Consider the following 20,872-nt stretch of genomic DNA (forward strand, 5'->3'; position numbering starts at 1 on the left):
GTCCGGGTAGTGCGATCGCCTTTTATATTCCGGAGCGTTAACGCTTACCTAAAAAATCTCTTTTGCCAAGTTCTACACCGCAGTGTCTGAGAATGTCATAGGTTGTTGTGACATGGAAATAAAGGTTTGGCAAAACAAAATATAGGAGAAATGGCATTCCTTGAAAAGATAGGCTGTTTTCACCCATTGTAAGGGTAATTGATTTATCTTCCGAACCATCAATTTGTTCGGGTTTAAATGTGTCTAAATAAGAGATACTTTTCTGAACGCGGTCAATAAGTTCGGGCAATGTAGTTTCATTGTCCTCAAACTTGGGTGCTTCTGTGCCTGCTAATTGTGCGGCACCTATCTTTGCTATGTCAGAGGCAATTTGTACTTGTCTTGACAATGGAAACATATCTGGGAATAGACGACTATTGACCAACACAGAAGAATCTATCTTTTTGGTTTCTGCATATGTAGCACCTTTTTCAAGGATACCTACAAGGTTATTCAGTGAGCGAATACACACTGGTACTGAAGCTTGATACATTGAAATGGTCATTGATATTTCTCCAGAAGTTGTTAGACAGATATACCTCTCGTGGTCTTTTTCAGAAATCAAATATGATTCCTATACTAACTCTTAGGCTTAATATAGGCGATCGCTTGTTTCCAAACTGTTGTCTGCTGACTGTTTTCATCGGCAATACAGATACAGTGTGCATCTTGCCATAAAACTCTTCCCGTCAGCACATCACCAGTCAGCAGCTTAAATTCTACTGGTGTCGTTTGTTTAATCAGGTTTTGAACTTGTTTAATACTGGGTAATGAAGTGTCAAAGTCAGTAATCATTTTTCGTAATGATAGTAGATAGTAGATAGTGGGGCATGGGGCATGGGGCATGGGGCAAGCGGGCATGGGGCATGGGGATTTGAAGAGGGGAAAGGGGAAAGGGGAAAGGGGAAAGGGGAAAGGGGAAAAGCCCATTGCGATAGGGCCCAATGCCCAATGCCCACTCCCCAATGCCCAATGCCCATTGCCCAATGCCCAACAACTAACAACCAGCAACTAACAATTCCTAATCATTAATAATTCATCCTTGGAGAAATGGCAATCGAATTTACTAAGTATCACGGTTTGGGCAATGATTTTATTTTGATTGACAATCGCTCGTCTTCAGTGCCAGTCATTACTCCAGAAGAAGCAATCAAGTTGTGCGATCGCCACTTTGGTATCGGTGCTGATGGTGTGATTTTTGCCTTGCCCGGAGAAAATAACACTGATTATACGATGCGGATTTTCAACTCCGATGGTTCGGAACCAGAAATGTGCGGTAACGGGATTCGGTGTTTTGCGGGCTTTGTGGCTGATTTAGAGGGTGAATCTAGAAATAAAGATAAATACCAAATTCATACCCTTGCTGGCGTAATGACACCTCAACTGATGCCCGATGGACAAGTTAAGGTGGATATGGGTCTTCCCAGGTTACTCGCTGGAGAAATTCCGACAACCTTAGCTAACGCCGACGAAAAGGTAATTAATCATACCTTAGAGGTGGCGGGTAAATCTTGGGATGTCACTTGTGTAAGTACGGGAAATCCGCACTGCATCACCTTTGTAGAAGATGTAGCCGCAATTCCCCTAGAAACAATTGGTCCTTTGTTTGAGCATCACCCAGTTTTTCCCCAACGAATAAATACCGAATTTGTGGAAGTGGTGCGTCGCGACTACGTAAAAATGCGAGTATGGGAAAGAGGTGCGGGTATAACTTTAGCTTGCGGAACGGGTGCTTGTGCAACGTTGGTGGCTGGAGTGTTGACCGGAAAATGCGATCGCACTGCTACTGTTGAACTTCCCGGTGGACCTTTGCTAATTAAATGGGCAGACGACCAACGACTTTATATGACAGGACCAGCTGAAAAAGTTTTCGCAGGCAAATTATAATTTAATAAATTTAATCAACCATCAAGACACTAAGACAAAAAGAAAATATTCAACAAGCGGAAATAATTTCTTTCCGGTCTTTGGTGTCTTGTTTTGTCACGCCTACGCTGCGCGAAGAAGGTTCCATTTAAAAATTCACGCTGAATGTTTGGATGATGAAACTACAGCTTATGCCATCATTGTGTTTATAGACTATCTCATAAATCGCATTCAAACAGGGCGTCAACGTTCAGTATGAACTAACTTTCAGATTAATTATCGTAGTAACGACTTTAGTCGTTTCTTTAAAAACTAAAAAACTTGTATTTATCATAATAATTTATTTTCATTTAACGTAATAGAGCTATTAACCCTAATTACCCAAAAGTATTTTCTGAAAACTGCGCCCTTAACTATGCTTTCGGGTAAGAGTAAAATATAAACATGTAATCTGACAGAATTTTTGTAGATAAAACGCCGATAAAGGTGATTCTAGAGAAATTTTTTAGATGTCGTCCGTACCGATCGCCTGTGCAGCAAACGAGAAATTTCCGTAAAATCATCGTAATGTAAGTGATTCATCCAATCGGGTGAATGCGATCGCATCTATTAGAATTACCCTGAGAGAAGAGGCTAATGTGCCATCATTGCTGAAGCTGATGCTGTAATCCGTCAGTTGCTTGTGTATAAAAAGGTTATAAAGTGAATCAAACTGTGAAATTGCCATATACATCAGATTTTCAACCAAAAGCTTTGCCGCTGTTAGAAAGAATTGCGGCAAATTTACCGGGGATGATTTTTCAATTCCTTCAACAGCAAGATGGTTCGCAATTTGTTGTTTATGCGAGTTCTGGCTGTCGAGAAATGTTTGAATTAGAACCAGAAGCTGTGCAAACAGACTTTCAAATACTACGCAAACTGATTCATCCCCAAGATGTGATCGCTTTTGAAGAATCTGTGAGATATTCTGCTTCTACTCTGACACCTTGGCAATGGGAAGGACGCATTATCACACCTAGTGGTATTAAGTGGATTCAAGGTGCTTCTCGTCCGGAAAGACTAGCAAAAGGTGATATCCTTTGGGATGGCTTGATGATGGATATCACAGACAAAAAGCAAGCGGAATCAAAATTGCGCGAGAGTGAAGCGCGTTATAAAGCAATTTTAGATGTTATTCCCGATTTAATGTTTCGCATCAGTCAAGATGGCGAGTATCTCGATTTTAAAGGTGAAGGAGCAAATCTGGCTATTCCCCCAGAAAACATCATCGGTAACAATTTGCGGGATTTATTGCCTGATGATGTTGCTTTAAAAAGTCTTGATGCGATCGCCAAAACTTTAAAATCTCATACTTTGCAATCTCTAGAATATCAACTATCAACGCATGAAGGTTTGCGAAATTATGAAGCGCGGTTGGTAGTCAGCGGACAAGATGAAGTCTTAGCTCTTGTCCGTGATATTACGGAGCGCAAACAAGCAGAAATTGACTTGCAAAATCTGGCAGAAAAGTTTTCCAAAGCTTTTCGTTGCAGTCCAAATCCAATTACCATCAGCACAGTGGAAGATGGACGCTTCATAGAAGTTAACGACAGTTTTGTGAAACTCTCAGGTTATCAAAAAGAAGAAGCGATTGGACGTACTGCTTTTGAGTTGAATATTTGGGTCAACCAAAGCGATCGCCAAAAATTATTGCAGGAGTTGCATTCCCAAGGAGCAGTTCGCAATCTGGAATTTCAATTTAGAAAAAAGTCCGGCGAACTTGGTTTTGCAATGGTTTGCGCCGAAATAATCGATTTGAATGGGATGCGCTGCATTCTGTCTGTCGCTCATGATATCACACAACGCAAGCGAACAGAAGCGCAATTACAATTGACATCACAACGCGATCGCTTGTTAACGGAAACTTTAGCGCGAATCCGCACTTCTCTAAATTTAGACCAAATTCTCCAAACCACTGTAAACGAAGTTCGGCAATTTTTGCAAGCAGAGCGAGTTTTTATTGGTTTAAATGATGGTAATAAAGAAGGCAGAATTCTCGCAGAATCAGTAGATCCAAAGTATTCATCAGTTATAGACTGCAAGATTAAAGATCCAGTTGTCATGCAAGAAATGAAAAGGCTACTGACAACTAATAAAGTGCGTGTGGTGGAGGATATCGAGCAAATCGATGTATCTCCCAAATTAAAAGCGCATTATCAACAATTTCAAACGCGGGCAACCTTAGCAGTCCCAATTATGTTAAATGGTGAATTCTTTGGAGCGTTGATTGCTAACCAATGCTCTCATCCTCGCCATTGGCATCAAATGGAAATTGATTTACTAAAACAAATGTCAGAACAATTAGCGATCGCAATTCAACAAGCTCAACTATACCAAGAATTGGCAGCACTCAACACCAATTTAGAACAACAAGTAGAAGAACGTACTGCCCAGTTACAGCAGAAAATGCAGGAACTGCAAGAAATCAATCGAGTTAAAGATGTTCTGTTACACACAGTTTCTCACGATATGCGAACTTCAGTCATGGGTAATTTGATGGTGCTAGAGAATTTACTTAAAAGTGGGGGAGTGGGGAGTGGGGAGTGGGGACAAGGGGGACAAGGGGACAAGGGGACAAGGGGACAAGGGGGACAATTCCCAATTTCCAATTCCCAAATCCCCGTATCTCGCTCAATTATCGAACGAATGATACAAGGTAATCAGCGCCTGTTAGCAATGATTAACTCCTTACTAGAACTTCATTGCAGCGAAGAGCAAGGAATTGTGCTGCACCGCGAAATTGTACAATTTGGTACACTGTTGCCGACTGTGATTAGAGATTTGCAGCCAATGCTGTCAGAAAACAATGTTACCTTGAAGAACTTGGTTCCCAAGGATTTACCGTTAATTATGGCAGATTCGACTAAGTTGCAACGAGTTTTGCAAAATTTGTTGACTTATAGTTGGCTGCACAACCCACCCGGATTAAACTTAACTTTGAAAGCGACAGTTGAGGATCGGATGATTCGCGTTCAAATTCAAGATAACGGTGTGGGGATGAACAAGTTAGAATGTGCGAGGCTATTTGATTTGTTTGTCCGCGATCCTCAAGCTCGTTCTTCAACTTGCACAGGCTTAAAATTATATATTTCTCGACAAATAATTAAAGCACATCAAGGTGAAATTGGCGTTAAAAGTAACCCCAAACGCGGTTTAACTTTCTGGTTTACCTTACCTTTGGCAAATTTGCCGACAACGAGCCGCTGATAATGTCACTATAGGAATAATTGACAGTGCAAAATTCAAAAAATTAATTTTTATTTTTTATTTTTGAATTTTTAATTCCCCGTTTGCGTAGCGTCTCACAATGAGAAGGGGTTGACCGAGGTTATGGAAATTGGTCACAGGAAGAAATGAATACCGTCATCAAAAAAGTGCAAAAGTGTTGGAAAACAGCCATATGGGGAAAAATATCAACAACAGATGCAATTTTCGGCGAGTATAGAGCTTGGCGCGATCGCTTTTTGTGGCAAAGGTTACATTTAGGAATCTGGATCGCTATTCTCTGTATATTTACATTTATCTTACGCGACATTTTGCAACAGGTGTTTCACCTGCAAGAAATCCCAAAGATACCGCACGAGATTAAAAATCTCGCTTTAACTATTAATAGCTGCACATTTCTATGTTTATTAGTGTGTTTGTTTTTACATAAAACTAACATTGCGCGTCGTTATCCAGGGCGCCTTTTTTTATGTTTATCCTTTTCTGTTACTTTAGTTGAGCAATCTGTCGCTACCTTCAAAGGTTTCGCTCTCCCCGATCAATTAGCTTGGATTATTGCCTTTTTGACTCAAGCGATGCTGATTCCCATTCGCTGGTATCTGCATCTGGGATCGCAGTTGGGAGTAGTACTTTATTATTTTGTCGTAAATAGCGCCTTAGGGCTGAAACTACCCCCACCATTCAGTCAAGAACCGATATTCGGTGTAACGCTGATTATGTTGATATTTTGGGTATGTTTCATCTGCGATTTAGGAGTATTCTTATACGAAAAATTGCAACGCTCTGAATTTTACGCTCGTAAAGAACTTGAGATTGCTAACGAGAAATTAACCATTACAGAAGCTAAATATCGAAATATCTTTGAAAACGCGGTTGAGGGAATTTTTCAAAGCACTGCTGATGGTCGTTATATTACCGCAAATCCCGCATTAGCACGTATTTATGGCTACGCATCCCCAGAAGAAGTGACGACATTAATTGACATTGAACATCAATTATATGTTGACCCGAATCGCCGTGCTGAGTTTGTCCGCTTAATTGAAAAGTATGGTAGCGTATCCGAGTTTGAATCGCAAATTTATCGTCGCGATGGTAGCATTGTTTGGATATCAGAAAATGCCTATGCAGTTCGCAATTCTAGGGGACAACTGCTTTATTACGAAGGAATGATTGAAGATATCACCAAGCGCAAGCAAGCGGAAGAAGCGCTAAGAGTATTTTTTCATGCAGTTTCCCACGACTTACGCAACCCGGTGCTGGGTACTTTAATGGTGTTGAGGAATTTGCTATCGCGTTCAGAGGACAAAATAGCTGTTTCCCGTTTTATTTTAGAGCGGATGGAACAAAGTAGCGATCGCCAACTTAGTTTAATTAATTCGCTAATGGAAGCTCATATGAGCGAAGTTCAAGGCGTAGCTTTACAACTTCAGCCAGTAGAATTATTGAAAGTCGTAGAAGCAGCGATCGCAGACTTAAAGCCGATGCTAACAGAAAATCAGGCGTTGCTGATAAATCATGTCAGCGCAGATTTACCGATAATAAATGCCGATCCTACCCAATTATGGCGAGTATTCTCTAACTTGATTGTTAATGCAGTCAAACATAATCCCCCAGGATTAACAATTACCATTAATGCCAACGTCGATGATGATAAGATTTGTTGCAGCGTCGTTGATAACGGCGTGGGAATGAGTCAAAAACAAAGCGATCGCTTATTTGACCTTTACTTTCGAGGCACCAGCGCCCGGAATTCTATCAGTTTAGGATTAGGCTTATATCTGTGCAAGCAAATCATCACCGCACATGGCGGCGAAATTGGCGTTAAAAGTGCAATCAATGCCGGGGCAACTTTTTGGTTTACACTACCTATATTTAAAGCTAATACAGCAGATTTCAGATAAATGAGGTACATCCGTAAAACCCAAAACCCGCTCGAAGACGTATCGGTGGAACCTCTCTACGTGTATTTAATAACCCAGATTCCGCACTTCGTTTTGTAATATGCAAATGTAACAAATTTGCAGCTAACGGGACTTAGACATTTTTTGTGGTCAAAAAAGCCTCAAAGCTATACACACCAATTATTTAACCTCGATTACGAGCGATCGCTTCAATTGTCGGTACTTTTCCTTGCAAATGTTGGGGGATCACCTGCGTGGAGCATCTACCGTCATCGGGCATTGGGGGTCAAACCCCGAATACGCAAAAGCCCAAAATACTGTAGGATAAGTCAATTAAAATAATTGAACAAAGTAATGCTAAAATATTTATTGAGAGAATAAATTTAGCTTTACCCCTCAATTCGATGAAGTGCGATCGCTTCTATGCAGCCATCTCAAAATTTAAGCAAATCGAAAGCGATCGCTTCGGGCGATTACTCTGAAAGTGAATTTTACAAATTTTGACCGGTGTAAATCGATCGCACTTCGCCGTTGCGACGCACAACAGCTTCACCCTTACTCACTTCCACTAAAGTCCAACCGCTAGAACCAATGCTTTCACCCACATCGATGCGACGTGTCACCCCATCGATTTTAAACAAAGCCGCAGATTTGTCACCTAACTCTAGCAATCCTTCCAGAGTATTGGTAGTAGCCGCCACAGTTTCCACATATGCCTGTTTTTCTACAATTTTTGGCTCTTTTGGCGTTGGCGCTGACGGTGCTGTGGCTGCGGGTAATTTTGGTGGCGCGGCTTGAAAAGCAGTAACTTTTAACACAGGTAAAGGTTTAGACGGTTGTCGCAAAGTAATCGGTGCAGTTCGCACAGCCACAGGCTTGAGTTCTGTTCGCACCGCAGCCGTCACCATGTTTGCAGGCACGGGTTTGGCTGGTTTGGGGACGGATTTTAAAGCCTTTTTCACTGGTGCCGATTTAGCTGCGTGAGAAACCGCCGTCGGTAAAACTTTCCGAACGCCAGCAATTGGCGGTGGCGCATAGCGCATTGGTTGCGGCGCTTGATATACGGGAATGTAGATCCGCTCGACGATGGTTGTCCGGGGTGCGGCGGGGGGTGTATTATTAGCGGCGAGAACTGGTGGTAAATTACCCCTGGCTGGTAGTTTTACTGTTGGGGTAACATAAGCAAAAGCTGTTTGGGTAGGAATTACCGCAGTAGCGATCGCAGTTTTGGGAGATTTTTGAGAGCTTCTTGCTTCTTGTCTGTCAATGATTGCCAGCGCTCCCAACATATATTGAACTAAATCTGCCTCTACTTCAACTTTGGCAGGCAATTGAGTCTTTAATTTTGGCTGTTGAATCGATTGCTCGATCAATTTAGAATTTATCCGGTAAATTAGTCCAGAGTTGAGCAAAAAGATAATACCAGCGATCGCCACGCCTAAGGTAGCTCCAAAAGACAGCAATTTGCCCCAAGCAATCCGCGCTTTGCGATGCTTTTTACTGACTGATTTAGTTGCACCCGGTGCGCCAACCACAACTTTACTCAATTGCTTTCTATTTTGAGAAGCTGTTTGTATGGGTGGTGATGTTTCGGGTAAAACGATTTGCGATGTTCTCGGCGTGGGGATGACAAATTCTGGATACAGCGCTCTTTGCAAGTCCTCTATACTACTTCGTGATGCGCGACTGCTGTAATGTATTGTTTGGGAAGGCATCCCATTACTATGCAAAATATTGTCAATATCGGCAAACAGTTCATCCATAAAGCCATCAGCATATGACTCTATCGACCAGGGTTCGCTGCCGATCAGTTCTTCTGAGGGTTCCGGAATTATAAGATGGGTGCTGGCTTGTTGTGACATAGCGATTTTAAGTTGTGGCTTTTGGGACGATAGAGTTCGCCTATACTGCCTGAAAGTATGGATTTTGCCTATTTCTATCCAATAAGAGCGTCCAAACTAGACAAGTTGATTGTCTAAGTAGTATGAAATGTCAACTTGAAACCGGAAACTGCTGATAATGCTAGTTTTGAACTAATGTCATCTATCATACCAGTCACTTCCGGTTTCACCCTACTACTATACTCATCCTTTATGAAGTTTATTTTAAGCTAAGGCAGAAAACTCCTTCGGTGTCTTGTTCCTACGTAATTCTAAATATAGTAATAGGGCATTGACATCAGCAGGATTAACACCCCCTATACGTGCTGCTTGTCCGATTGTCAGTGGTTTTACGGAGTTTAACTTTTCCCTTGCTTCTTTAGATAGGGTATCAATCGTTGCGTAGTCTAGATTTGCTGGCAATTGACGGTGTGCTTGGCGGGCTATTTGGTCAATTTGATTTTGTTGGCGTTGTAAATACCCGGAGTACTTAATGTCAATTTCCGCACCTTCTTTTTCCGCAGTTTTTAAGTTGGGGTTGCCGAGTTGATATCTATCGAGGTCAGTGTAATGGAATCCCGGACGCCGTAGCAAGTCAGCCAGAGCGATCGAACCTTTGATTGCTTGTTGCGTACCGGAGGCGATTGCCTGTCCGATTTCTGAGTTTTCTTTCACCCGCGTTGCATACAGCCGTTCTTTTTCCGCAGTAATATTCTCTTGCTTGCGGGTAAATAATTCCCAGCGGCGATCGTCAATCAAACCGATTTCCCGTCCCAAAGGTGTCAGACGTTGGTCGGCATTATCTGACCGCAGCACCAATCGATACTCAGACCTACTCGTAAGCATACGGTAAGGTTCACGCAAATCCTTGGTACACAGGTCATCTAACAGCGTCCCGATGTAACTTTCCTCACGAGAAAAAACAATCATTTCGCGATCGCGCACAAACCGCGCTGCATTAATTCCCGCCACAATTCCTTGGGTTGCGGCTTCTTCATAGCCAGTTGTACCATTAATTTGTCCCGCACAAAATAACCCAGCAACTTTTTTTGTCATTAATGTGGGATAACACTGAGTCGCGGGTAAGTAATCGTACTCAACCGCATAAGCTGGGCGGAGCATAGTACAGTTTTCTAAACCAGGAAGACTCCGCAACATCAAAAGTTGCAAATTTTCGGGCAAACCTGTAGAAAACCCTTGAATGTAAAGTTCCGGAATATCTCGTCCTTCCGGTTCAATAAAGATTTGGTGGCTTTCTTTATCGGCAAAGCGGACAATTTTATCTTCAATACTCGGACAGTATCGCGGTCCTTTGGCTTCCACCCAACCCCCATAAACCGGCGACAAATGCAAATTTTCCCGAATTAGGCGATGAGTTTCCGCCGTCGTCCGGGTAATATAGCAGGGCATTTGTTCTCTTTCTACCCACACATCCGGGTCAAAGCTAAACCACCGGACTTCTTCATCCCCCGGTTGCGCTGACATTTTACTGTAATCTACAGACCGCTTGTCAACTCGTGCCGGCGTTCCCGTCTTTAATCGTCCGGTTTCAAATCCCAAGCGATTGAGAGTTTGTGTCAATCCTTCAGCGGCAAATTCTCCAGCGCGTCCCGCTGCCATCGACTTGTTACCAACCCAAATTCGTCCGCCTAAAAACGTTCCTGTAGTCAAAATCACCGCTTTGCTTTTCAAACCGACCCCAAAGTAAGTTTCAACGCCGATAACTTCATCGTTTGCGCCTAAAACTAAATCCGTCGCCATTGCTTCGCGGATTGTTAAGTTTTCTTGATTTTCGACAATATTTTTCATTAACGCCGCGTATTCCCGCTTGTCAGTTTGAGCGCGTAAAGCCCAAACCGCAGGTCCGCGTGAAGAATTGAGAATCCGCTTTTGGAGGTAGGTGCGATCTGCGATTTTACCGATTTCCCCGCCTAATGCATCCACCTCATGCGTCAACTGAGATTTTGCCGGACCACCCACCGCTGGGTTGCAGGGTTGCCAAGCGATTTTATCCAAGTTAAGTGTCAGCAGCAGGGTACGACAACCCAAGCGGGCGCTAGCGAGGGCTGCTTCGCAACCAGAGTGACCTGCACCGACGACAATGACATCGAAAGCGTCTTGGAATTCAATGGAATTGTGCATGGTCATACTTAAGTATCAGCAAGCTTAGAGTTATTCTTAATATTAACCGATTCAGTGGTTTAATGGTCGTAGGTTGCAGTTCACAATGAATCGTAATAATTATGAATAAATAATAAAAACATTTGTATTAACATAATAGTGAAAAGATAATGAAACGATTTTGGCGAAAAAGTTCTTTTATTACTATTGTTATTTTTCTAGTTTTTGCTTTAGTTGCTAGTAATGGAATTACTCATCGGACATTAAGTACAGATATCCGACAATTGCAAGCTTGTTTAACTGCTCGTTCTTCAGGTAGTTATAGAGATTTAAATAAAGTTTGTCCAAATACATCACAACCAGTCATTTCACCAACTCCAATTACGCCGCAAATACCTGATACAAATTTGCCGGAACCACAGCGTTTTTTGAATGCGATCGCTGACAAATTACCAACAACTCCCCAACCCGGTACTTATGAATATATTTTGTTAAAAGCATACGGTGCGGCATTTGTAAATCAACAACCAGAAATCAAACTACCGCCAAAAGTTATCTTAGCTAACGAGCAAGAAACGAAAGCTTTTCAAACTACTTTAATAATGGGGAAAGTAGATAATACTAATGACTGTTATTTACAAAAATCAGCAGCATCCGCTTTCAATAAAGCCAAATCAGCAGTGAGAATTCCGCTCAAATCTGGTTACGGCGGTAGTGATTGTACTCGCACTTTTGCGACAAATTTAAGATTCTGGCGAAAATACGCTAATAACAATACTTTGGAACGAGTTAGACAAGGTAAAGAAACAGCAATTTTGGGTGTAGTTGCACCACCAGGAGCATCACAACATCTCTGGGGATTAGCGATTGATTTACGTGTTTCCAGTCAAGCGCAAAGACAAGCGTTGAATAAAAATGGTTGGTTTCAAACTGTAGAAAATGACGTTCCACATTGGACTTATGTCGGTTTAACTGAAGAAAATTTACCTAGATTTGGGTTTAAAAACAAAATCGTCAGGGGAACTACTTATTGGGTGACGCCGCTGACATGAATAGGACTTGCCTAAAAGCTGGAGTTTTTGCCAAACAACAAAGCTTACCTTCTTTGATTTGGATAAAGTCGAGCTTAGAGAATACCAAAAAATTAATTATCCAAATTTCTCAAGCGATCGCATTTATATTAGTATAATTTAGTCAGTGCGCTACTTATTACCTTAGACAGATGACGGAATTATGCCTGACTCCGCTGCAAATATAGACCTTTCTGCGCTGAATCTAGACCAAACAACACTAAAGACAATTGAGCAATTACTCAATGATATCGAGTTTCTAATTAATAAAAAACCTCAAGATGCTATCAAACTTTTGTACAAGCTCAAAAGTGAGATTGTACAACTGAAAACTCAAAAAAGCAAACCAGACACTAATATAATACATGTAGGTATTAGCGAATTGAGACAATCTTTTCATGCTCACTGGGGGCTAGTTCAGGCTCAAACCAATAAAAACGCTTGTTCTTACCTGCTTCTTTTTTACGCTGTGGAGTGTGGGTTAAAGAAAATTTGGCTCCAAAAAAATCGGCTAAACAGCACTGCGAAAATTCAGGATCAATCCCTTCTCACAAAAGATGGACATAACTTGGCTGTCTGGATTAAAAAAGCGGGAATATCAGCTCAATCATTAGGTAGTGCAACAATTCCTTGTTTTCATCTTGCTAGGGGTGGCTCCAGTTGGGATGCAGGAAAAGCTCACCAAGCTTGGCGCTATGGTGTTCGGATGAAACCTGAAGATGAAAAAGTCCTAGTTGAGTGGTTAGATAAGCTCTGTAGTAGCATTCAGGAGAATATTAACCGATGATTCCTTTAGATATCCGTCTTTATACTTGGGTTGACGTTGAAGAAGTTTTACTTCGCATTCAGGAACAAGGTAATTGGCCTCAATGGTTAATTTGGGTGCGAGCCTACTGGGATAGTTTAACAATTGGAATTTCTCCCGGTAATCAAGCAGAAGCAAAAAATTGGCTGCGTGAGGTATACGATCCCCGATTCCGAATTGATTCAGAAAATAATGTAGACGGTTTCATTATCTTAGAAAGTCTACAAAGAGTAGAAAAAACTTTACCTATAATTTTAGAAGAAACAGCAGAAGATCCACCGATTCCTAGACTTATACCTAGTTTAGCAAGACCAGGAGTAATTGTTCCCAACCGTCAAGATGGTGAACTTCCACCAAGCTTTTCCGCAGATTTTCCATCAATAGTAGCTTTTCATTCCTTCAAAGGAGGTGTCGGGCGAACAACTAATGCCCTTGCTTTTGCACAGGCTTTAACAGAAGGTGGCTATAGTGTACTACTAGTAGATGGAGATATGGAAGCGCCAGGTATAAGCTGGCTTTTAGAACAAAGATTACCTTCTCCACCTGTATCTTTCGCTGACTTACTAGCTTTGGCTCATGGCGATCCATCTCCAGAAGCAATAGATTCAGTTCAATTAGTTGCCGAACGACTCCAGAGTGCCTTAATTGATAATATTTATATATTGCCTTCATTCCGCTCAAATGAAAGATTTTCTTCCTTAGAAATCAGACCTGAACACCTTATTCAAGGCGCTAAAAATCCGTTTATCCTCACGCAAATACTGGCAGATTTGGGGAAGACTTTAGGTGTAGATGTTGTTTTAGTTGACCTACGCGCTGGACTTTCTGAATTGTCCACAGGGCTGATTTTAGATCCACGAATTTACCGTGTTTTTGTTACAACGTTGAGTGGGCAATCGATTTCAGGTACAGCTAGACTTATAGAGCTTTTGGGAAAAAAAGCGCCTTCTGCACGAGATACAGATCCATTACCAACACTAATTATTAGTCAGGTTCCTGATGAAGTCCAAAATACAGACTTATTCTCGAACCAAGAAAGAAAGCTTCTTGAATCGGCTAAACCATTTATAGGAGAAGACCTACAACTTTTAAGAGTGATTACAGGATTTGCTGATAGTTTGCAGGTCTTACCTTCAACTTGGGAAGAAGTAATTACTAAGCTGAAGCGTTCAGTAATTGTAGATTCTGTACGTCCATTACTGGATTTATTACCCAAAAAAAGTAGTCAAGATATTGAGGAAAGCCTTTTAATCACTGAGGACAGCCCTGTAACTTTAAAATCTCAAAGAGAAACTCTCAGAGACTTTACTCAAAAACGAATATTTGCAGAAACAGCAGAAGCGAAAGATTTTTTATCTACTATTCCTTTACGCCACTTAGCTTCAGACAATAGACACCAAGTCCCAATTACAGTTGTGGTTGGAGCCAAAGGTTCAGGAAAAACTTACACTTTCTTACAAATAATTCGTAGGGAGAACTGGCAAACTTTTGCTGAAGACGCCTGCGCTACTCAAGTCCAGATCAACGCTTTTATTTGTCCTGTTTTAGCACCCATTAACTCTGATAAAGCTATCTCGATTTTGGCAGCAGAAGTTCTGCAAAAGACCGCACTAGCTTTGAGTTTTAATAATCCCTTAGAAATTTATCAAATTCGTGATTATATCAGAAATAGTTATCACCTGAATCTTCACGAAGGTCAGTGGCGAGAACGTTGGTTAGATGTGATTGCTTGGAGTGTTGGATTTCAACCTGAAGAAGAAGGAGCAGGTCGAGCATTGGCTGAACATTTGCTTCACACACAACAGCGATTGCTTGTAGTTATTGATGGTTTGGAAGACCTTTTCCAAGACTTCGCTAAAGAAGAAAATCAACAGACACCACTGAGGGCTTTACTTCAGGAAGTTCCAGAATGGCTTGGACTGTTGCCTGGTCGTCCTCTGGGTATTCTCATTTTTGTGAGACGTGATATGGTGCTGGCTGCTGTACGCCAAAATGCAGCCCAAATGATTGCACGCTATGAGCCTTATGCTCTTAAGTGGAATAGAGAAGAAGCTTTAAGATTGGTAGCTTGGATAACAATGCAGTCCAAAATCATTCCTGAAACTGATATTGAAAAACTTCAGGATATGAGGGAGGAGGAACTGACACAGCTTTTAGTACCTTTATGGGGTAAAAAACTGGGTTCTGATACTTCAAAAGAGGCTGCTTCAGCTAGATTTGTGCTGGCAGCACTTTCTGACTTCAGGGGACAAATTCAGTCACGGGATTTAGTACGTCTTCTTAATTTATCTGCAAAAGCGTCTGTAAATGATACACGTTGGCAAGATCGGATTCTTGTTCCCGCAGGAATTAAAGGTGCTTTACCTGAATGCAGTACAGAGAAAATTAAGGAAATTGAGCTAGAAAATAATGCATTGAAAGATGTGTTTACTAAATTACGCGATATTCTTCAAGAAGAGCGAAAAATTCCTTTCGCCCGCGAGCAACTACGATTATCTGTGGAAGAAATGAAGATATTGGAAGAAAACGGTGTGATTATTCGGGAAAAAGATGATTATTATATGCCCGAAATCTTCCGTTTGGGATTAGACTTTACGCTTACGGCTGTCGGTCGTCCGGCTATTATGTCTTTGGCTCGTCGTGCGGCTAGGCAGGGAAGTTAATATACCAGTTTATCTTAAACGTTGTCTGGTAGCGAGCGAACGGAAAAACAAGGTAAACCGATGTAGAGGGAAATCGTTCTCTAGTAAAGATTTTTGATGACAGGACTTACGCAACTAGCACACAGGTCTCGGAGTTCTTAGTTGTATATATGTTAATCCGAAAATAAGAAAGTTTTGGGTTGTAGATTATCGTATCTTTAATCCTTCGGAAGATGGTTTAACCTACGTTTAACTAAAAGAAACCACGTTAGAGAAATGCTTGTAAACCTTGTTAATCAAAAGCTTTTACCATTTAAGATGATTTTAAGAGATACTTAGTATGCAACAAATTATTTAATGCTTTTTATTGATGAATTGATGGTTCACTCCTGGTAAGCTAGGCATAAATTATCCCACTTCTACATAACGAGCTTCTGCATCTAGTGTCAATTCCTCAAGAGTATCAAGGTAAACTTGAATAGCGTCTTTAATATTTTCTAAAGCTTCTTCTTCTGTTTCTCCCTGTGACCAACATCCAGGTAAAGCAGGACACCAAATAGCATATCCTTCATCACTTTTTTTTAACTTGACTTTATAACGCATATCTCAATTACCATATGAATGTAACTTGATATCTTGTTCAATTATACAAAGAGCGATCGCCTAACTTAATTAAAATATCAACTACGAGGGGCGGCTCGTAAATAATTGCTTCAAATACTACAATAAAAGCACACATCTGACTTCTGGAGTGCTGACAGTGGGCTTATTTGATGATTTGAGTCGGTTTCTCGAAAACCGTTTAGAAGAATTTCTGCGAAATAATCCGCATTTAGAGTTAGAAGCGTTGTTAGAACAACTGCGCGAACAAGAGGCAGACACGCTAAAGTTGATTGCAGATTTACAAGTACAGGAAAAGCGATCGCAAGACGATATTCTCTCCACCGCGCAAGAAATCCAAAGATGGCATATCCGCGTTCAAAAAGCGCAAGCTGCTAACAGACAGGATTTGGTCGCAGCAGCACAAGAACGAGAAGCAGCTTTGTTGCGCGAAGGAAATCAGCGCTGGGGACAAATGCAAGGCTTGAAAGAACGCATTACTCAATCTAAAGAATTACTGCGAAAAATACAAGCACGCCGGCAAGAAGTGCAAACCAAAGCTGCTGAAGCACAGACAGTGCGTGCTAAAGCTCAAACTCAGCAGCGCTTTGAAACAAATGGTTGGTCAAATAAAGCCAGTAGTTATTCTAATACGTTTGACGACTTAGAAGAAAAGTTTTTGCGCTGGGAAACTCAAGATGAGTTGGAACAAATGAAACGGAATATGAAGAAATAAATTGTCATGGGGAGGTGGAGGGGATGGGGATTACTCCCTTTCCGCTACAAGATTACCTATCTTCTTTCTTTTCTTCCTTTGTGTACTTCGTGTCTTTGCGGTTCGTTAAATAGGTATTTTTTGAGCGGGAAGGGAGTAGAATACTCGCTTTAAAATTCGTATTATCGGATCGAGACTGAAGTTCTTAGTACAAAGATGTTTTATTATAAGTAATTAAACGGACATAATATGACTTATTAAGGCTTCTGAGTGGCTCGTACCCCCACATTAACTTTCGATCGCGGCACATTAATTTTACATCCACCAGCGCGGGGCAAAGGTTGGATGGATTACGCTACGTGGGATGATAGAATAGAAAAATTCCGCATTCCGGCGATTCAATATCGACTTTTAGTAGAAGCGCTACAAGCAGAAGAAACTAATTTTATCGATGAAGCGAAAGCATTTCATCCGGTAGAGTTAATTTCTAGTATGGAAATGGAACCCTATCCCCATCAAAGTGAGGCGTTAGCAGCTTGGAAACTGGCAGGAAGACAGGGGGTAGTGGTGCTGCCCACAGCGGCTGGAAAGACTTATCTGGCGCAAATGGCGATGCAAGCAACACCGCGCACAACTTTAATTGTGGTGCCAACTTTAGATTTGATGCATCAGTGGTATGCACATTTGATGGCAGCGTTTCCTGATGCTGAGGTGGGGTTGTTGGGGGGTGGATCGAGAGATAAAACTCCGATACTGGTTGCGACTTACGACAGTGCGGCAATTCACGCGGAAAGCTTGGGGAATAAGTATGCTTTGGTGATTTTTGATGAGTGTCATCATTTGCCAACTGATTTTAATCGAGTGATTGCCGAATATGCGATCGCACCCTATCGACTCGGACTTTCTGCAACACCAGAACGCACTGATGGCAAACACGCTGATTTAAATATCCTTATTGGTAAAGAAGTATATCGCAAACGCGCTGAAGATTTGGCAGGTAAGGCGTTAGCAGAACATGAAGTTGTGCAAATTAAGGTGAAGCTATCGCAAATTGAGCGAGAAAGATACAATCAATTAATTCAAACTCGCAATGATTTTTTGAAGCAATCAAAGATTTCTTTGGGGAGTTTGAAGGGTTGGCAAAATTTTGTGCAAATGAGTGCGCGATCGCCTGCTGGACGTAGAGCTATGTTAGCACACCGTCAAGCGAAAGAAATCGCTTTGGGTACAGATGGAAAGTTGCGAATTCTCACGAATTTACTTGCGGAACATTATCCGGAAAGAATTTTGATTTTTACGGCTGATAATGCGACTGTTTACAGGATTTCTCAAGAGTTGTTAATTCCGGCAATTACTCATCAAACTCCTGTGAAAGAACGCCATGAAATATTAACGAAGTTTCGCGAGGGGGAGTATAAAAGTTTGGTTGCTTCTCATGTGTTGAATGAAGGTGTTGATGTGCCGGCGGCAAGTATTGCGATTATTTTATCGGGTACTGGTTCGGCGAGGGAATATATTCAACGTTTAGGGAGGGTTTTAAGGAAGGGTAATATTGAAAATAAGCAGGCGATTTTATATGAGGTGGTGGCGGAGGATACGAGTGAGGAGAATACTTCGGCAAGGAGGAGGGGGGAGAGGAGTAACGAACCGCGAAGTCGCGAAGTACACGAAGAGAGGAGGGAAAAGAGAGGGAAGTTGCAGGTTATTTATGGAAGTGGTCAGCAAAGTGATTATAAGGCTGCGGAACAGATGGAAATTAAGTATTCGGTTGAGAATAAGAAAAATAAAACTGACGATTCAAATACAACAGATCCAAGAAATTCATTAGAAGACAATATTTTTTAAGTTAACTAAGTCGGCGCTAATATTTCAAGCTATGTTAAGAAATTTAAATGTAGGGTGCGTTAGCTGAAAGCGTAACGCACCGTCAAAAACTCAAGGTGCGTTAGCCTACGGCATAACACACCCTACTTCTAACCACTATCAACTATCAATTACCCACACACAAACTCAGATGTTACCAACAGATTTACTGATTCATCGTCAAAATGGGGAGGAGATAATTCCGAAGAGACTTAAGCTTGATAAGATGACTTTGGAGTTAGCTGTTGAGTTAATTGATTGTTTTCGAGAAGCGGTAGGTAAGACGCAAGGTGTTCTTGAACGTCAGTTGTTGGAGTTGGAGGGTGATACTACTGATTATAAGGTGAAGCGGGGATTGGCTTATATTTTGAAAAGCAGTTTTTGCACGTTTGAGGTGGTGAGTCCTTTGGAACCTCAAATGTTACGAGAAAGGGTGTTTGCTTTATCTGCAAAGTCTGTTTCAAGTCCGCAATCAACGCAGGCTACACTTAGCAAGATTGCTGATGAATTAAGTCACGAGTTTGAGCGGGAAGTTTTACCGCAACAAGTTCATGATGGGTTATATGCTGATTTAAATGAAAATAAGATTTTGATTGCTTTTGATGCACCTACTCCTGAAGATTTGTTACATCGATATAATTTATCTCAAGTGCAGGGTGTGTTTTATCGGGCAAGTCAACTTAGTTTAAATGCTCATCGTAATGTTCCGGGTGAATATAAGCTTTTGTTTCGCTATTTAAAGCTGTTTCAATTGATGGCTTATATTGAGGGTGATGCTGACCACGGATTTACAATTACGATTGATGGTCCGACGAGTTTGTTTAATCCGAGTACGCGATATGGTTTGGCGATCGCTAAACTTATTCCCGCTTTACTTCATGTCACCAGATGGAGTCTTTCTTCTATTCTCCAAACTCGCGATTTTTATACTAATACTTGGAAAACTGGACGTTTCACTCTCAATTCTGAATGCGGTTTGGTGTCTCATTATCCACCTGGCAAGCCTTACGATAGTATGTTGGAAGCGTCTTTTGCTGATAAGTGGGATTCATTAAAAAGTGATTGGGTGTTAGAAAGAGAAGTTGATTTAGTTCCGATTCCTGGTAGTGTGATGATTCCCGATTTTCGTTTGGTACATCCTGATGGACGGACGTTTTTATTAGAAATTGTCGGTTATTGGCGTCCAGAATATTTACAAAAGAAGTTTTCACAGGTGCGACGTGCGGAACGTGATGACTTAATTTTGGCAATTTCCGAAAGATTAAATTTGGAAAAAGCGGGTGTGAAATTAAATGATGTTCCCGCTAGAATTATTTGGTTTAAAGATAAGTTATTGCCGAAGGCAGTATTAGCAGCATTAGAGTAATTATATGAAAACTATTCAAACAATTGCGACGGTAACAGCAGATGGGAAAATTAGCTTGCAGTTACCGACTGATATTCCCGCAGGTGAACATCAAGTGGTGGTGATAATTGATGAAAAGTCTTTGGTAGAGAACGAAGTAATTAAGAAAAAGCGTCCTCCGTTGGATTTTCCTGTACATAATTGCGGTCTTGTGCCTGAAAATCTTTCTTTAAGACGTGAGGATATGTATGATGACTGGGGACGCTAACTCTGTTTTTCTGGACACAAATATTTTGGTGTATGCTAATGTTCCTGAATATCCTTTACACTTGGTTGCTATAAACGCAATTCAAAGTTATGAACAAAGCAGTATTGGAGAAATAATATGAAAGCTATCCAAACAATTGCGACGGTGACAAGTGATGGTAAAATTACCTTGCAATTACCGCCTGATATTCCCCCTGGCGAACATCAAGTGGTGGTGATAATTGATGAAAAATTGTCAGAAAAGGAAGTAATTAAGGAAAAGCGTCCTCCGTTGGATTTTCCTGTGATTCATGTTGATTCTTGGTCTGAGAATCTTTCTCTAAGACGCGAGGATATGTATGGTGATGACGGACGGTAACTCTGTATTTCTGGACACGAATATCCTCGTTTAGGGAGCATCCCATTTTGGCAGATTTACTAGTGATGGCAAAATAGAGGGAAATATATAAGCCGCATATCAAAGTGATGACTCAAGAAAAGCAAGCACGTCTACA

The 20,872-nt window shown here is 41.3% G+C and carries 19 protein-coding genes and 1 pseudogene; 14 read left to right on the plus strand and 6 right to left on the minus strand.

The features are described from left to right. Positions 1-37: 37 nt before the first annotated feature. The gene (locus AABK37_RS15915; protein ID WP_432552531.1) at positions 38-544 is read right to left on the minus strand and encodes a DUF1993 domain-containing protein; all 507 of its coding nucleotides are present in this window, start codon (positions 542-544) and stop codon (positions 38-40) included. 74 nt (positions 545-618) lie between these two features. Continuing rightward, positions 619-834 carry an Hfq-related RNA-binding protein gene (locus AABK37_RS15920; protein ID WP_432552550.1) on the minus strand — a complete coding sequence of 72 codons (216 nt, stop codon included), beginning with the start codon at positions 832-834 and terminating at the stop codon, positions 619-621. 42 nt (positions 835-876) lie between these two features. Between AABK37_RS15920 and AABK37_RS15925 the strand changes: the two genes are divergently transcribed. Both AABK37_RS15925 and dapF read left to right on the plus strand, forming a co-directional pair. Beyond that, entirely contained in the window at positions 877-1,071 is a 195-nt protein-coding gene (locus AABK37_RS15925) for a hypothetical protein (RefSeq protein ID WP_432552532.1), read from the plus strand. 18 nt (positions 1,072-1,089) lie between these two features. Further along, entirely contained in the window at positions 1,090-1,926 is an 837-nt protein-coding gene (gene dapF / locus AABK37_RS15930; protein ID WP_432552533.1) for a diaminopimelate epimerase, read from the plus strand. Between the two features lie 538 nt (positions 1,927-2,464). Here dapF and AABK37_RS15935 read toward each other — a convergent pair. Beyond that, on the minus strand, positions 2,465-2,632 hold the full coding sequence (locus AABK37_RS15935; RefSeq protein ID WP_432552552.1) for a hypothetical protein: 168 nt from the start codon (positions 2,630-2,632) through the stop codon (positions 2,465-2,467). Here AABK37_RS15935 and AABK37_RS15940 point away from each other — a divergent pair. Both AABK37_RS15940 and AABK37_RS15945 read left to right on the plus strand, forming a co-directional pair. Next, a complete protein-coding gene (locus tag AABK37_RS15940; protein ID WP_432552534.1) occupies positions 2,608-5,151 on the plus strand; it encodes a sensor histidine kinase in 2,544 nt (847 codons plus the stop codon). The genes AABK37_RS15935 and AABK37_RS15940 overlap by 25 nt on opposite strands. Positions 5,152-5,297: 146 nt before the next feature. Continuing rightward, entirely contained in the window at positions 5,298-7,070 is a 1,773-nt protein-coding gene (locus AABK37_RS15945; protein ID WP_432552535.1) for a PAS domain-containing sensor histidine kinase, read from the plus strand. A gap of 491 nt (positions 7,071-7,561) precedes the next feature. On the opposite strand, the gene AABK37_RS15950 is transcribed toward AABK37_RS15945, so the two are convergent. Together AABK37_RS15950 and mnmG are read right to left on the minus strand one after the other, a co-directional pair. Continuing rightward, positions 7,562-8,932 carry a hypothetical protein gene (locus AABK37_RS15950; protein ID WP_432552536.1) on the minus strand — a complete coding sequence of 457 codons (1,371 nt, stop codon included), beginning with the start codon at positions 8,930-8,932 and terminating at the stop codon, positions 7,562-7,564. Between the two features lie 243 nt (positions 8,933-9,175). After that, positions 9,176-11,098: a tRNA uridine-5-carboxymethylaminomethyl(34) synthesis enzyme MnmG gene (gene mnmG / locus AABK37_RS15955; protein ID WP_432552537.1), complete on the minus strand. Its 1,923-nt coding sequence runs from the start codon at positions 11,096-11,098 to the stop codon at positions 9,176-9,178. A gap of 143 nt (positions 11,099-11,241) precedes the next feature. Between mnmG and AABK37_RS15960 the strand changes: the two genes are divergently transcribed. From AABK37_RS15960 to AABK37_RS15980, 5 genes and pseudogenes are all read left to right on the plus strand, one after another. Further along, positions 11,242-12,123 (plus strand): D-alanyl-D-alanine carboxypeptidase family protein, encoded by an 882-nt coding sequence (locus AABK37_RS15960; RefSeq protein ID WP_432552538.1) that lies wholly within the window; start codon positions 11,242-11,244, stop codon positions 12,121-12,123. Continuing rightward, positions 12,120-12,260 carry a hypothetical protein gene (locus AABK37_RS15965; protein ID WP_432552539.1) on the plus strand — a complete coding sequence of 47 codons (141 nt, stop codon included), beginning with the start codon at positions 12,120-12,122 and terminating at the stop codon, positions 12,258-12,260. The genes AABK37_RS15960 and AABK37_RS15965 overlap by 4 nt, the downstream gene beginning before the upstream one ends. Positions 12,261-12,304: 44 nt before the next feature. Beyond that, positions 12,305-12,928 (plus strand): hypothetical protein, encoded by a 624-nt coding sequence (locus tag AABK37_RS15970; protein ID WP_432552540.1) that lies wholly within the window; start codon positions 12,305-12,307, stop codon positions 12,926-12,928. Continuing rightward, on the plus strand, positions 12,925-15,609 hold the full coding sequence (locus tag AABK37_RS15975; protein ID WP_432552541.1) for a ParA family protein: 2,685 nt from the start codon (positions 12,925-12,927) through the stop codon (positions 15,607-15,609). The genes AABK37_RS15970 and AABK37_RS15975 overlap by 4 nt, the downstream gene beginning before the upstream one ends. A gap of 124 nt (positions 15,610-15,733) precedes the next feature. Beyond that, positions 15,734-15,924 (plus strand): annotated as a pseudogene (locus AABK37_RS15980) (IS701 family transposase); the annotation flags it as partial. A 72-nt stretch (positions 15,925-15,996) separates the two neighbouring features. Here AABK37_RS15980 and AABK37_RS15985 read toward each other — a convergent pair. Continuing rightward, entirely contained in the window at positions 15,997-16,191 is a 195-nt protein-coding gene (locus AABK37_RS15985) for a type II toxin-antitoxin system HicB family antitoxin (protein ID WP_432552542.1), read from the minus strand. A gap of 157 nt (positions 16,192-16,348) precedes the next feature. Here AABK37_RS15985 and AABK37_RS15990 point away from each other — a divergent pair, with 157 nt between their 5' ends. The 5 genes from AABK37_RS15990 (at position 16,349) to AABK37_RS16010 (ending at position 20,736) form a co-directional block, all read left to right on the plus strand. Beyond that, positions 16,349-16,924, plus strand: a complete 576-nt coding sequence (locus AABK37_RS15990; protein WP_432552543.1) for a TIGR04376 family protein — start codon at positions 16,349-16,351, stop codon at positions 16,922-16,924. 249 nt (positions 16,925-17,173) lie between these two features. After that, positions 17,174-18,748: a DEAD/DEAH box helicase family protein gene (locus tag AABK37_RS15995; protein ID WP_432552544.1), complete on the plus strand. Its 1,575-nt coding sequence runs from the start codon at positions 17,174-17,176 to the stop codon at positions 18,746-18,748. A gap of 169 nt (positions 18,749-18,917) precedes the next feature. Next, the gene (locus AABK37_RS16000; protein WP_432552545.1) at positions 18,918-20,132 is read left to right on the plus strand and encodes a DUF790 family protein; all 1,215 of its coding nucleotides are present in this window, start codon (positions 18,918-18,920) and stop codon (positions 20,130-20,132) included. Positions 20,133-20,136: 4 nt separating this feature from the next. Then, the gene (locus AABK37_RS16005; RefSeq protein WP_432552546.1) at positions 20,137-20,379 is read left to right on the plus strand and encodes a hypothetical protein; all 243 of its coding nucleotides are present in this window, start codon (positions 20,137-20,139) and stop codon (positions 20,377-20,379) included. A 117-nt stretch (positions 20,380-20,496) separates the two neighbouring features. Further along, positions 20,497-20,736: a hypothetical protein gene (locus AABK37_RS16010; RefSeq protein WP_432552547.1), complete on the plus strand. Its 240-nt coding sequence runs from the start codon at positions 20,497-20,499 to the stop codon at positions 20,734-20,736. Positions 20,737-20,872: the final 136 nt, after the last annotated feature.

The organism is Tolypothrix sp. VBCCA 56010 (assembly GCF_050875635.1).
GTDB lineage: Bacteria > Cyanobacteriota > Cyanobacteriia > Cyanobacteriales > Nostocaceae > Hassallia.